This is a genomic window from Thermoactinomyces sp. CICC 10522, assembly GCF_016055075.1.
GTDB lineage: Bacteria > Bacillota > Bacilli > Thermoactinomycetales > Thermoactinomycetaceae > Thermoactinomyces_A > Thermoactinomyces_A daqus.
Genome location: NZ_JAECVY010000009.1, coordinates 41,873 through 55,614, shown reverse-complemented (window position 1 = coordinate 55,614; position 13,742 = coordinate 41,873). Strand labels below are relative to the sequence as shown.

General features: G+C 49.9%; 12 protein-coding genes and 1 pseudogene. 7 read left to right on the top strand and 6 right to left on the bottom strand.

What is annotated here, in order from left to right:
• Positions 1-5 precede the first annotated feature (5 nt).
• Both uvrA and I8U18_RS12665 read left to right on the top strand, forming a co-directional pair.
• Positions 6-2,888, top strand: coding sequence for an excinuclease ABC subunit UvrA (gene uvrA, locus I8U18_RS12670; protein ID WP_033099804.1), 2,883 nt, complete (start codon positions 6-8; stop codon positions 2,886-2,888).
• An 88-nt stretch (positions 2,889-2,976) separates the two neighbouring features.
• A pseudogene (locus I8U18_RS12665) lies at positions 2,977-3,172 on the top strand (alpha/beta-type small acid-soluble spore protein).
• A 543-nt stretch (positions 3,173-3,715) separates the two neighbouring features.
• Here the strand turns inward: I8U18_RS12665 and I8U18_RS12660 are convergent.
• The 4 genes from I8U18_RS12660 to gnd form a co-directional block, all read right to left on the bottom strand.
• A complete protein-coding gene (locus tag I8U18_RS12660) occupies positions 3,716-4,246 on the bottom strand; it encodes a peroxiredoxin (protein ID WP_198055940.1) in 531 nt (176 codons plus the stop codon).
• A 459-nt stretch (positions 4,247-4,705) separates the two neighbouring features.
• Complete coding sequence (locus I8U18_RS12655; protein ID WP_033099808.1) at positions 4,706-5,374, bottom strand: NAD(P)H-dependent oxidoreductase; 669 nt, start codon at positions 5,372-5,374, stop codon at positions 4,706-4,708.
• A gap of 209 nt (positions 5,375-5,583) precedes the next feature.
• Entirely contained in the window at positions 5,584-6,003 is a 420-nt protein-coding gene (locus tag I8U18_RS12650; protein ID WP_198055941.1) for an Rrf2 family transcriptional regulator, read from the bottom strand.
• 213 nt (positions 6,004-6,216) lie between these two features.
• Positions 6,217-7,113, bottom strand: a complete 897-nt coding sequence (gene gnd, locus I8U18_RS12645) for a phosphogluconate dehydrogenase (NAD(+)-dependent, decarboxylating) (RefSeq protein ID WP_033099810.1) — start codon at positions 7,111-7,113, stop codon at positions 6,217-6,219.
• Positions 7,114-7,467: 354 nt separating this feature from the next.
• Between gnd and I8U18_RS12640 the strand changes: the two genes are divergently transcribed.
• Positions 7,468-7,803, top strand: a complete 336-nt coding sequence (locus I8U18_RS12640) for a phage holin family protein (protein ID WP_033099811.1) — start codon at positions 7,468-7,470, stop codon at positions 7,801-7,803.
• A gap of 182 nt (positions 7,804-7,985) precedes the next feature.
• Here the strand turns inward: I8U18_RS12640 and I8U18_RS12635 are convergent, their stop codons facing one another.
• Entirely contained in the window at positions 7,986-8,624 is a 639-nt protein-coding gene (locus I8U18_RS12635) for a class D sortase (protein ID WP_033099812.1), read from the bottom strand.
• A 269-nt stretch (positions 8,625-8,893) separates the two neighbouring features.
• On the opposite strand from I8U18_RS12635, the gene I8U18_RS12630 reads away from it, so the two are divergent.
• From I8U18_RS12630 to hprK, 3 genes are all read left to right on the top strand, one after another.
• The gene (locus I8U18_RS12630; RefSeq protein ID WP_052153978.1) at positions 8,894-9,856 is read left to right on the top strand and encodes a PucR family transcriptional regulator; all 963 of its coding nucleotides are present in this window, start codon (positions 8,894-8,896) and stop codon (positions 9,854-9,856) included.
• 114 nt (positions 9,857-9,970) lie between these two features.
• The gene (locus tag I8U18_RS12625) at positions 9,971-11,083 is read left to right on the top strand and encodes an ABC transporter ATP-binding protein (RefSeq protein WP_033099813.1); all 1,113 of its coding nucleotides are present in this window, start codon (positions 9,971-9,973) and stop codon (positions 11,081-11,083) included.
• Between the two features lie 89 nt (positions 11,084-11,172).
• The gene (gene hprK / locus I8U18_RS12620; protein WP_152568475.1) at positions 11,173-12,105 is read left to right on the top strand and encodes an HPr(Ser) kinase/phosphatase; all 933 of its coding nucleotides are present in this window, start codon (positions 11,173-11,175) and stop codon (positions 12,103-12,105) included.
• Between the two features lie 46 nt (positions 12,106-12,151).
• Here hprK and I8U18_RS12615 read toward each other — a convergent pair whose 3' ends face one another.
• Positions 12,152-12,370 (bottom strand): hypothetical protein, encoded by a 219-nt coding sequence (locus I8U18_RS12615; protein ID WP_198055946.1) that lies wholly within the window; start codon positions 12,368-12,370, stop codon positions 12,152-12,154.
• A 455-nt stretch (positions 12,371-12,825) separates the two neighbouring features.
• Here I8U18_RS12615 and lgt point away from each other — a divergent pair, with 455 nt between their 5' ends.
• Complete coding sequence (gene lgt, locus I8U18_RS12610) at positions 12,826-13,731, top strand: prolipoprotein diacylglyceryl transferase (protein ID WP_033099816.1); 906 nt, start codon at positions 12,826-12,828, stop codon at positions 13,729-13,731.
• Positions 13,732-13,742: the final 11 nt, after the last annotated feature.

Below are 13,742 nucleotides of genomic sequence, written 5' to 3'. Positions count from 1 at the left end.
GGCAGATGGCACATGAGAATATCGTAATCCGCGGTGCGCGGGTGCACAATTTAAAGAATATCGACGTGACGATTCCGCGGGATCAGTTTGTCGTTGTGACCGGACTCAGCGGTTCCGGCAAATCATCCCTCGCTTTTGACACCATCTATGCGGAAGGGCAGCGACGTTATGTCGAGTCGCTGTCCGCCTATGCCCGCCAGTTTCTCGGCCAGATGGATAAACCGGATGTGGATGCGATCGAAGGCCTGTCGCCGGCGATTTCGATCGATCAGAAGACGACCAGCCGCAACCCGCGTTCTACCGTGGGAACAGTGACGGAAATCTACGATTACCTGCGGTTGCTGTTTGCGCGGGTGGGACACGCTTATTGTCCCGAACACGGAATTGAGATCACGTCACAAACGGTCCAGCAAATGGTTGACCGCGTGATGGAGCTTCCGGAGCGGACGCGCATCCAGATTTTGTCTCCTTTGGTGAAAGGACGAAAAGGAGAACATGTCAAGCTGTTGAAAGAGATTGCCGCTCAGGGCTATGTGCGCGTGCGGATCGACGGCGAGATGATGGAATTGTCCGATGAGATCAAGCTGGAGAAAAATAAAAAGCACACGATCGAAGTGGTCGTCGATCGGATTGTGGTGAAACCGGGAGTGGAAACGCGGCTGACCGATTCGGTGGAAATCGCCCTTTCACTGAGCGGCGGCGAGGTGCTTGTTGATGTGATCGGTGGTGAGGAATTGATGTTTAGTTCCAACCTGGCTTGTCCGGAGTGCGGATTCAGTTTGGATGAACTGTCGCCGCGCATGTTTTCCTTTAACAGTCCGTTTGGTGCCTGTCCCACCTGTGACGGTTTGGGCAGTCATATGGAAATCGACCCTGATCTGGTCGTTCCCGATCCGTCCCTTTCCCTGGCAGAAGGGGCGATTGAACCGTGGGCTTCATCCAGCAGCAACTACTATCCGCAGCTTTTGAAAGCAGTGTGTGACCATTTTCAAATCGATATCAACAAACCCTTCAAAGAGCTCAGCCCGAAGGAGAAGGACCTGATCCTTCACGGTTCCAAGGAGCGGTTTCCGTTTCGCTATACCAATGACATGGGCTTCACCAGGGAAGCGCACACCTTGTTTGAAGGAGTTGTTAATAATTTAAATCGCCGCTATCGCGAAACCGGATCGGAACTGATCCGCGAACAGATCGAAACCTATATGACGACCAAGGCCTGCAAGACATGCAAAGGAGCTCGATTGAAGCGGGAAGTGCTTCATGTGCTCGTCGGCGGCAAAAATATCGATTATGTGACCAGACTGTCAATCAAAGAAGCACTCGCCTTTTTTGAGAATCTTGAGCTGAGCGAGAAAGAGATGCAAATCGCCCGGCTGGTGTTGAAAGAGATTCGGGAGCGCCTCGGATTTCTGGTGAATGTCGGCCTGGATTATCTCACCCTGAACCGGGCCGCCGGCACCCTGTCAGGAGGGGAAGCGCAGCGGATTCGCCTCGCCACGCAGATCGGTTCCAGCCTGATGGGAGTGCTCTACATCCTGGATGAGCCGAGTATCGGATTGCACCAGCGGGACAATAGCCGGCTCATCGCCACCTTGGAAAAGATGCGGGATTTGGGAAACACCTTGATCGTGGTGGAGCACGATGAAGATACGATGCTCGCCTGCGACTATATCATCGATATCGGACCGGGTGCCGGAGCGCATGGCGGACAGGTGGTTGCCGCCGGAACGCCGCAGGAGATTATGAACCATGAGCGTTCGTTAACGGGACAATATTTGAGCGGACGCAAATTTATTCCCGTTCCTGAAGAGCGCCGCAAGCCGAACGGCAAATGGGTGAAAGTCGTGGGGGCGCAGGAAAACAACCTGAAGAACATCAGTGTGAAATTCCCGCTCGGGGTGTTTACCTGCGTGACCGGCGTCTCCGGTTCCGGGAAAAGCACCCTGGTCAACGAAATCCTGTTAAAGGCGCTGGCTCGTCAGCTAAACAAAGCCAAAACCATTCCCGGGAAGCATAAGAAAATTGAAGGGGCTGATCATCTGGACAAGGTGATCAGCATCGACCAATCGCCGATCGGGCGTACGCCGCGAAGCAATCCGGCCACCTATACCGGGGTGTTTGACGATATTCGCGAAGTTTTTGCTTCCACGCAGGAGGCAAAAGTACGCGGCTATCAAAAGGGCCGGTTCAGTTTCAATGTGAAGGGCGGCCGCTGTGAAGCATGCCGTGGCGACGGCATTATCAAAATCGAGATGCACTTCCTTCCCGATGTTTATGTACCTTGCGAGCAGTGCAAAGGGAAACGGTATAATCGCGATACCCTTGAAATTAAATACAAAGGGAAAAACGTGGCCGATGTCCTTGAGATGACGGTGGAGGAGGCGCTTGACTTTTTTCAGAACATCCCGCGCATCAAACGCAAATTGCAAACCCTCTATGATGTGGGACTCGGCTATATGAAGCTGGGGCAGCCGGCCACCACGCTGTCGGGCGGGGAAGCGCAGCGGGTCAAGCTCGCTTCGGAATTGCACAAGCGGAGTACAGGACGCACCCTGTATGTGCTGGATGAGCCGACAACAGGCCTCCATATTGATGATATCGCCCGTCTTCTTCGGGTGCTGGACAGATTGGTCGAAAACGGGGATACCGTTCTTGTGATTGAACACAATCTCGATGTGATCAAGACCGCCGATTATATTGTTGACATGGGTCCCGAAGGCGGAAGCGGAGGAGGGACTGTGGTTGCTGCCGGAACACCCGAACAGGTGGCCGAGACGAGCGGTTCGTATACCGGGCAGTTCCTCGCCCCGATTTTGCAGCGGGATCGCGAGCGCATGAAGCAGAAGATGAAGCAAATCGAAGCGGAGATGGCGGAGACAACAAGGTAGCAGAAGAAACAATAAATGCGTGGCCGATTGCACAAACTAACTGAAGCAAGACGATCTTTCACCATCCGATTCAAGGGGAGTGAGGAATTTGGCAAACAGGAACAAGCTGCTTGTACCAGGTGCCCGAGCTTCACTGAAACCAGATGAAAGAGGAGATCGCTCGAGAACAACAGGTAGAGTTGGGAGCGGATACCTCGGCCCGGGCCAATGGCTCGGTCGGTGGTGAAATGACCAAACGTCTTGTGGCAATGGCGCAACAACAGATGATGAAGCGTCAGCAATAAAAAAAGGGGGATGATGCCCCCCCTTTTTTTATACCTTTGCGAATGACTGACGGGATTTTATCAGAATGGTATCATCCCTTTGAAAACTGCGGATATGGGGTTGTTGCAAAAAAACAGTCCGTCCCGTTTTGCCGGAGTTGAGGAACTAAAGTTAAATCAGGGAGCAGCAGAGTATGGAAGGGCCTGCGGGCAGAGTCTGCCAAAAAACCGGTCGTCTGAGTGACCGTTCGCAGGAGCCCTGTCTTCAGGCATGGCGGGGCAAGCTCCGGGTCACTAACACCAACCCAAATCACAATTTTCAACATATGATCGGGTGAATTTGGGTGAAGGTTTTGCTTGTTTCCTGTCGGCGCTGAGGAGTTTTTGCGGAATCCTTCCGACCGGCTCCTCTCCGAAATAAAGCAGGATTTCTCCATTTTCCTCACGGAATGAAAGGTTCTCTCTGATTTGTTTAAAGCTGTCCTGTTGCAAAACAGTCACCACCTTCAGGATTACTTATTCATCTTTCTCTCTAAACGAGATTCACCTTGGATTTGATAAAATTCAATTCTGCGGTTTCCAATTGGCCGGACAGAGGCCGCCGGACTGCAGGGCTTGCAGTACACGCAGCGTTTCATCGACGTCACGGCCGATATTTTCATCGGTAACCACCTGATAACGAATGATTCCTTGCGGATCAATGATAAACAAACCTCGTTCCGCCACCCCTGTTTGTTCATTCAGCACACCATAGGCCCGGGCCACTTCTTTTGTTCGGTCTGAAGCCAAAGGATAGCGGATCGCTCCCAAACCGTTATCGGCCGGCAGTGTTTGAATCCAGGCGCGGTGCGTGTAGATACTGTCCGTACTTACTCCGATCACTTCACAATCCAAATCTTTAAATTCCTCATAACGTTCGGACAGGGCACGAAGTTCCGTTGGGCAGACGAAAGAAAAGTCATAGGGATAAAAGAACAGAAGCAGCCATTTGCCTTGGTAATCTCGTAACTTGATCCGTTCATTCAGTGATGACAGATCCTTGGTCGATAAAAGATCAAAGTCAGGTGCCGGCAAGCCGACAGTTCGTTTGTTCATGAAAGATTCCTCCTGTAAACAATAATTTGAAACAGGAGGATGGCCATCCTCATGTCTGTATTTTTACGATATCATCCCTTCAGATTGAAGTCAATATTAAATTATAATTATTATTAACAAGTAATAGTTTTCGCTTGAGGAAGGTGCAGACTGGCTGGTGATTCAAGACTGCGTGCAGGAGAGAGGCAAAACGATTTTCCTGATCGCTCATGGAGGATCTCGCCTGACTGTGTGAAGATCGACCATGGCAAACGATTCGACCCGGCCAGGCGGAAAACAGCGGTTCTTTGTTTGACGAAAGAGACCAAACGGTGAAGCTGACGAATGGTTGTGCACCTGGAACGGAAGGGCTGATTGAACACAGATATGAGTGAAGCACCGTTGTTGGTAATCCGCTGAAATGGTGAAGAAAACCCTGCCTCCGTCCGGATGGCAGGGTGCGAATCTTGCTTGATTTTGTTATTCGATCCATTCGACGACCTGATCCAAGCTTTTTCTTGTTTTGGGGCGATGAGGATCTTCTGCCCGATAACCGAAGGCGACCATGACAGAGACAGCGAAATTTCCGTCTTCCAGCAAGCCTTCTTCGGCGAGCAGCCGGTTTACGGCATCGGGGTCAAAACCTTCAATCGGGCAAGAATCAATGCCGATTTGCGCCGCAGCCGTCATCATGTTTGCCAAAGCGATATAGGTCTGTTTTGATGACCAGTCAAACAAGGACCGGTCATTGTCCAGGATGTGAAAGGATTTCTGGAACGATTTGTACCGCTCGCTCAGCGCTTCCAACTGTTCGGCCGGCATCTTTTTAACATTGATCATATGGTTTTTGACATAATCGGAATCAAATCGGGCATCGGTGCGGGCGAGAATCACGACAAAATGGCTGGCAGTGGGAAGTTGACCTTGAGCTCCCCATGAAAGTTCTCTCAATTTTTCTCTCAGTTCACGGTTTTGCACAACCAGGAATTTCCACGGCTCCAGTCCAACCGAGCTGGGGGATAATCTCCCTGTCTCCAAAATAAAGTTAAAATCTTCATCCGTGATCTTCTTGGTTGGATCAAATTTTTTTGTGGCATGACGAAAGCGGAATGCTTCAAGAACTTGCTCCTTAATGGATTGTTTGTTCATTTTGTATGTTCATTCCTTTCGTGTGTCGGGTGTTTTTTGATTAATATAAACCTGCATTATCTCTTACATTGGGGCGGTCTTCCGATTTTTATGCGCGCTCTAAATGTTATAGAAATGATTACAGTTTATTTTCACGTAAACGATGGAGGAAGTTACGACGATCCAATCTGTAATTATTTTAATGACAGTAAGGGAAAAAGAAACCGGGATTATGGACACTGTTTTATTTTTTCCAAAACGGAACGTATCGTAATCCGGGCCAAATAGGTTTCAAAATACGCTTCAGCGTCGGCGAAAATCTGATCCATAACCCGTTGGGCATTGGATGAAACCGGACAAGTTTGTTCGGGGTCTCCGGTGCACCAGGACGGCTTAAATGATCCGCAGGAAACTGCGCGATAGACCTGGGCCAGAGTTATCTCGTCCGGGTCGCAATCCAGAATATACCCCCCGCCGATCCCTTCTTTTGTTTTCACAAATCCGTGTTTTCGCAGGCATCCCATCACCTTGCGAATTCGTGCCGGATGGGTGGAAACATTGGCTGCAATCGATTCACTGCTTGCCATGTGACCAGGCAGATGGGTTAAGTATACCAAGCTGTGCACTGCTATTGTAAATTCACTGTTCACTAACCGTCTTCCTCCAAGCATACTGTAATCATAATTAATACAGTTAGTATAAAAACTTACGGAGACTCGACCTCAATGTAAACTTAATCATAAAATAACGAAGATTGGCCGTCAATCATCGGGAGCAAACGGGGAAGTCACAGTGATGCGATTGACGCAGATCCGGCAATAAAAAGGCTTCCCCGATGTATTTCGGGAAAGCCTGTGTCCGCATTATTTTTTCTCGACAGCATGTCCGCCGAATTCGTTTCGCAATGCAGCAACCACTTTTCCGTGGAAGGTATCCTCTTCCAGGGAACGATAGCGCATAAACAGTGACATGGCGATCACCGGAGCAGCCGCTTTGAGTTCCAAAGCCGTTTCAACCGTCCATTGTCCTTCGCCGGATGCGTGCATGACGCCGCGGATTCCTTCAAGGCGCGGATCTTTGGAGAAGGCGTTTTGCGTCAAGTCCATCAGCCAGCCGCGGATAACCGAGCCATGGGCCCAAACGCGGGCTACATCCTCGTAGTCATAATTGAATTGGCTTTTGTCGAGAACCTCAAACCCTTCACCGATCGCTTGCATCATGCCGTATTCAATTCCATTGTGCACCATTTTCAGGAAGTGTCCGCTGCCGCTTTCGCCCGTATACAGATAGCCGTCTTTTACAGCGAGATCGCGGAAGAGCGGTTCGATATGGGCAAATGCTTCTTTGTCGCCGCCGATCATGAAGCAGCCGCCTTCACGTGCCCCTTCCATCCCGCCGGAAGTGCCGACATCCATAAAATGAATTCCTTTTTCCGCACATTGTTTGCTCCGGCGCAGAGAATCCTTATAATGGGAATTTCCGCCATCGATTACGATATCCCCTTGTTGCAGTTGCGGAAGAATATCTTGTAACAGCGTATCGACGATTTCACCGGCAGGAACCATCAGCCATACCACCCGCGGAGACGGGAGGTCTGCAATCAGGGCTTGTACCGAATCAGCCGCAATCGCTCCTTTTTCGGCCAGTTTTTGTCTTGGCTCCGGATTGACGTCGTATACTACCACTTCATGTTGATGATCAAGCAGGTTCAGAACCAGATTCATCCCCATTTTGCCGAGGCCAATCATTCCTAGTTTCATGTTGTCCACTCCTTTGCGCCATACGAAAAACGTACATTTCAACTCCCAAAAGTATACTATAAATAAAAAAAAACTGCATGTAAAAATCGGGGAAAACCGCATGGAAATAAGGGTTTTGAAAACGTTGCCATCCAGGTTGCAAGCTCATTTTAGAGGTTGCGCATTAAAGGAAAAATCATGTATGAGAAACGCGTTTTTCTTGTAAAAAACGGGAAAGAAATAACGGAGGAAGGGGATTGACCAACCAAATAATGGATGGAACCGAGAGAAATGGGGACTTTGCTGCAGAATGAAGCGGAAATTAAAGGAAAAATCTTTGAAAGTCATATGCCTGAAAGCAAGGAGGCAATTGAGATGGGCATTATTGTGAGGCTCGTGATTAATTCGCTGGCCGTTTTGCTGGCATCCAAAATCGTCACGGGAATTTATGTGCAAAGCTGGGGAACGGCACTGTTGGCCGCACTGGTACTCGGGCTGATAAACCTGATTATCCGGCCGCTGATTATGTTGCTCACCCTCCCGATCAATATCGTCACACTCGGGCTGTTTTCACTCGTGGTCAATGCCATTTTGTTCTGGTTGACCGGTGCGCTGATCAGGGGATTTGATGTCAACGGGTTTGTGCCTGCCTTCCTCGGCGCATTGATTGTAGCCGTGGCATCGTGGATTGCTGACCGAATTATGGATTAAATCGATGAGTGGGGGTCGGTGTCAACGTGCCGTCTCCATTTTTTGTGAAAGTGAGAAAGTGCATCGCAGGTCAGGGTTATGGTATCCCCTCCTGACTTCCCCGATTCCGGGGCCCCCGGCGGAAGGGGACACCACTTCCTGCCTGAATGGCTGGTGGTGGCAACGCTGGTTGATGACAGGATTTAATTGCCCGATGTTTGGGTGTCTTTTTGGTTTTCGTTTTCGATCTTGATCAAATCGGCGCGGATGATATACCGGTCCGGTGCGCTGCCGACGTAGTTAAAAGGATAACAGGTGGTCAGGGACAGAACCGGACGGGGGATCGGAACGATGACAGTGAGGTCATCCGCCTTGGTGATCCACGTTTTGCGAATTTGGTATGTAAAGACCTTATGGTGATATTTTACATAGAGGCGGTCGCCCGTTTGCAATTTTCCCACTCCGCGAAAAACGGTATCGCGGTGGCCGGACAGGACGACATGGCCGGTTTCCCCTGGATTTACCGTGCCATATCCTTCATACAGCCCGACGCCTTTTTTCAGGGAGTCCGCGTCCGTTCCCTGCACGATGGGGAGGATGGCTCCGAGACGGGGGATCACCAACTGTCCGACGACGGTTCCCTTTTTGGCGTGCTCACCGGTGACCGGTTCCCCTTTGTCGAGTGAGGGCATCCTGGTTCTGTCGTCCCATTCTTTTGAGATGGCCATCGCCATTTTCGGATCAACGACGGCGACCCGGATTTCTCCCCACCACTGATATGCGTTGTAACCGAGCAGGAGAACTCCTGCTACGATCAGCAACCATGCGATTTTTCGCGCCATTCATTATCACTCCTGCTCAGGTTTGCACCGCTGTTGTTCGGCGCATCTTCCGGAACTGTTCCTAATCTATTTTACATTGGAGTTTCGAAATCCTTGTATAGAAAAGTATCATCCATTTTATTCGATGACAAATTCTTTTTTGTGTCATGATTTTGAGTGAGTATTAGTGGCTGGTGCTTTATTTGCAGGGGTGGAATCTTGTATACTGACGATGAAATGAGAAGATCTTTTTGGTTGTGAAATCTTTTTAACAAGGAGCGAAGTGCCAAATGGTCTGGTTATCCCCGCAGGAACAGAAATGGCTGAGGGAGCTGGAGCGGGCGATCGGTGCCGGGGCACGGGTGAAGAAGCCGATGGAGGGAACTTCACCGGTTTTTTATTTGCCGTCCGGAACGGCCTTTACCTTTGAAATTCCCTTAACCCCGCGTGAGTGCGCATTGGTGGAACTGTGGCTGCGGGACCGGCGGGGACAGGGGGAGGGGATTAGCCTTTCCGACTGGTTCCAATCGTTGGTGAAGGATGAAGGGGAGGTTCCGGTTCCGCCCGAAATCGCCAAGCTTTCATGGAACGATCGTGTGCCTTTTTACGTCCAGCTAACTTCACCGGCCGGAGGAACGGCTGATGAGCCCGCCCAATTGTTTCAAGCTTATTTCGGGGAAGAGATGGCATGGGTGATCTCCATCCATGAGCGCGAATGGCTGGTGCTGGCCTCTTTGTCATCATTCAGCGAAGGGACGGATTTCAAACGGTCGCTGGAAAAAGCGGCAGAGGAATTGTGCGAGGTGTTTGCCGGTGAAGCCGGAACCTGGATTCGGGTGCTGGTGCATCCGCCGATTCATCATGCGAAAGAAGCGGCCCGCATGTGGAGTGAACTTCGGAGAGCGGCCGGGCTGTTCCGCATTTTTTATCCGGAGCGCCAGGTGATGGCGACCTGGAAGCTGGAACTGGAAAAGCTGATTACGCAATTGGACGATGAGGCCGTCGCCTCGTTTAAGAAAAATTTCCCTTCCGTTTCTCTGCTGAAAGAACCCGAGTTGGCGAAAACGCTGAAAGCGCTGTTTGCATTTAATCTCAACATCAGTGAAACGGCAAGGCATCTTTATATTCATCGCAATACGCTTTTGTACCGTTTGGACCGCATTAAACAGGAAACAGGCTATGATGTGCGTTCGTTTGACGATGCCGTGCTGGTGAAAATCATGTTGCTCTTGTTGCAAAAAGATGCGGAATGATGGGTTGTGCAAACTGCCAAAAAAGGTTTGTGCGATTTGTACATAGAATATTTTTAATCTTTAATCTAAAATAGATTTTAATTAAACAGAAAGCGCTATCAAGGAGGAAACCGAATGGCCCAAGTCCGGCTCAATCATGTCTTTAAGAGATATAACAACGGTTTTACTGCGGTTAAAGACTTTCATCTGGACATTAAAGACAAAGAGTTTCTCGTCCTGGTCGGTCCCTCAGGATGCGGAAAATCAACGACCTTACGGATGATCGCGGGTTTGGAGGATATTTCCGAAGGGGAACTGTATATCGGTGACCGCCTGGTCAATGACGTTCCGCCCAAAGATCGCGACATTGCCATGGTTTTTCAAAGCTATGCACTTTATCCTCATATGACAGTATATGAAAACATGGCGTTTGGCTTGAAGTTGCGCAAATTCAAAAAAGAGGAAATCAAAGAAAGGGTGCATGAAGCGGCCAGGATTTTGGATATTGAACACCTGCTGGACCGGAAGCCGAAGCAATTGTCCGGTGGCCAGCGGCAGCGGGTGGCCCTGGGCCGGGCCATCGTTCGCGAACCGCAGGTGTTCCTGATGGACGAGCCTCTCTCCAATCTGGATGCCAAATTGCGCGTGCAGATGCGGACAGAGATCAGCAAGCTGCATCAGCGCCTGGAAACGACGATTATTTACGTCACCCATGACCAGACGGAAGCGATGACCATGGGGGACCGCATTGTCGTTATGCGTGACGGTGTCATTCAGCAGGTGGATACCCCGACCGAAATTTACAACAAGCCGGCCAATATGTTTGTGGCAGGATTTATCGGCTCTCCGTCCATGAACTTCGTTGAAGGATCCCTCATTGAGGAAAGTGGCGATGTTTATTTCACCACTACCGGCGCCAAAGTAAAAATTCCGGCAGGGAAGGCTTCCGGGCTGCGTGAACAAGGATATGTCGGCAAGGAAGTGGTGTTTGGCATCCGTCCGGAAGCGGTGCATGATGAACCGGTCTTTCTCGAGGCTTCCCCGGACAGCGCCTTTGAAGGCAAAGTGGAAGTGGCCGAAAATATGGGAGCGGAAATGTATTTATACATGAGCGGTTTTGGGGAAAAATGGCTGACCGCCAGAGTGAATGCACGAACCCAATATGCACCCGGGGCGCGAATCAAGCTGGCGTTCGACATGAATAAAGCGCATATTTTTGACAAGGAAACGGAAAAAACAGTATTGTAAACTTAGGCATAGGCATGAGCGACTGGATGCTGACCCAGTCGCTTCTTCTTTACAGATGGTGGCAAGAAGCGAAGTAGGAGAGACCATTGATGAAAAAAGTGACATTGGAACATCTGGTGCAGGATTTTGATCTGGAAGTCATTTGCGGATGGGACCAGCTGAACAGGGAAGTGGAGGTCTCTGATCTGTATCGCCCGGGATTGGAACTTGCAGGCTTTTTTACGTTTCATCCGACGGAACGGCTCCAGCTCCTCGGAAAAACCGAACTTTCCTTTATCGACAGACTGAGCGGCGAGGAGAGAAAAAAACGGTTTGATCGTTTGTGCGATCCGCGAATTCCGTGCTTTATCGTCACGCGCAATTTTGAGGTTCCCACTGAATTGATCAAGGCGGCCGAGACAAGAAAGATTCCGATTTTGCGCACACCGGTGGCAACGACGAGATTCGCCAGCAAGTTAACCAATTACCTGGAAAAACATCTGGCCCCGATGACCACCCTTCACGGAGTATTGGTGGATGTATACGGCATTGGGGTTCTGATCACAGGCTCAAGCGGGATCGGCAAAAGTGAGACCGCGTTGGAACTGGTCAAGCGCGGGCATCGCCTGGTGGCCGACGATGCGGTGGAGATTCAGCAGACCGAAGAAGGGGAGCTGATCGGACATGCTCCCAAATTGATCCGCTATCTGCTGGAAATTCGCGGGCTGGGAATTATCAATGTGATGACCTTGTTCGGAGCGGGGGCGGTTCGGGACAAAAAGAAAATTTCGCTGGCCATCCATTTGGAAGCATGGCAGGAAAAACAGCAATATGACCGTCTCGGCCTGGATGAGGAAAAAATCCGCATCATTGATACCGAGTTGCCGCAGTTGATCATTCCGGTGCGCCCCGGGCGAAATCTGGCCGTCATCATTGAAGTGGCGGCGATGAATTTTCGTCTTAAGCGCATGGGTTATCATGCTGCCCAGCAATTTGTGCAGCAACTGGGCGAAGCGATCGACGAGACGGATGACTGGGATTAAACGCAAAAAAGGTGCTGAATCATGGTTCGGCACCTCTTGTTTATGGTCACTTTAAAAATCTTTTTCGCTCAATATGGCACGCCTTTGGTTTGGGCCACTGGGGAAAAAAGACAAATTGAACCGGATCATTATGGAGGCAGCCCGGCGTGCTGCAAAAACCCCGGTTGTCGATGATCACGATGCTTTCTTGTGCTCCGCATTCCATACAGTCATAACGTTCTTCATCGCCTTCCAGGGACGGATCCGACGGATTGATTGCAAGCAATATAAATCCCTCCAAAATATTGTGTATATTATTTTAATGAATCTGACTTTTTCTGTCCATAATAAAAACGGGGAGATAAGTGAATAAATTTTAAATTTCAGGGTTTAAGCGAACATTTTTGGGATCATTTCTTATGTTATACCAGTCAGGGGCATTGGAAAAGGCCGGGGGGATATATTTTTTTGAACAGTATGTAAATTTGATAAAGAGAACGGACGAAAATATTTTTCATATGCAGTCCCGGTTTTTGATGTTATCTGAAAAAAATAGGTTAAAATAAATAGAAATGTTGAATGAATCAGGTCTGTTGATTAATCAATATTTGATGCAAATCAACATGCCTGCCGATAAGCGGACTTTCAAATCTTCCTCGGGATGAAGGTACAGTCAAAACAAAAAGGGGACAATACCCCGATTTCTCCAATGAACTTTCACAGAAAAGGAGCGGAAAAACGATGACTTTGGCTGTGATCGATCCGGTCGCTTTTTCCCTGGGACCGATCCGCATTTACTGGTATGGAATTATCCTGGGCAGTTCTGCCCTTCTGGGATTATGGCTTGCGATCCGGGAAGGAAAGCGTCACCAGCTGCCAGCTGAAATTTTTCTGGATTTGGTGGTTTGGGTGCTGCCGGCGGCCGTTGTGGGAGCGCGCCTTTATTACGTCGGGTTTCAATGGGAGTATTATCTCCATCACCCGATGGACATTTTTGCCGTGTGGAATGGAGGGCTTGCAATTCACGGCGGGTTGCTCGGAGCTTTTCTGGCGGGGGCATTCTTTATGAGAAAATACCACCTTTCCTTTTTGAACATGGCGGATATTATTGCCCCCAGCATTCTGCTCGGCCAGGCGCTGGGAAGGTGGGGGAATTTTATCAACCAGGAAGCGCACGGGGGGATGGTCAGCAGGGCGATGCTGGAAGCTCTTCAGTTGCCCGAATGGATCATCAGCCAGATGAATATCCAGGGCGTTTATTACCAGCCCACTTTTTTGTATGAATCGATATGGGACGGGATCGGCTTTCTCCTCCTCCTGTTGCTTCGCAAAATCAACTTGCGCCGCGGAGAAATCTTTTTTACATATATGGTATGGTATTCATTGGGCCGCTTTTTTATCGAAGGATTGCGGACTGACAGTCTTTCCTTCACCGGTCCAATGTGGTTAAGCGACATGCTGAATGCATTGTGGCAGCCGTTGGGAGCGTGGCTTCAGGCGGGGAGTCTGGAGCATGGTAACATCCGGGTGGCGCAATTGGTCAGTCTGCTCGGGATGCTGATCGGACTGGGCATGATTTTATGGCGCCGTCTGAGCAGGCGGGCTTGGGTTCCTTACCGGTCGGCCGTAGAGACAAATGAAGCATAAGGAGAGGAGAA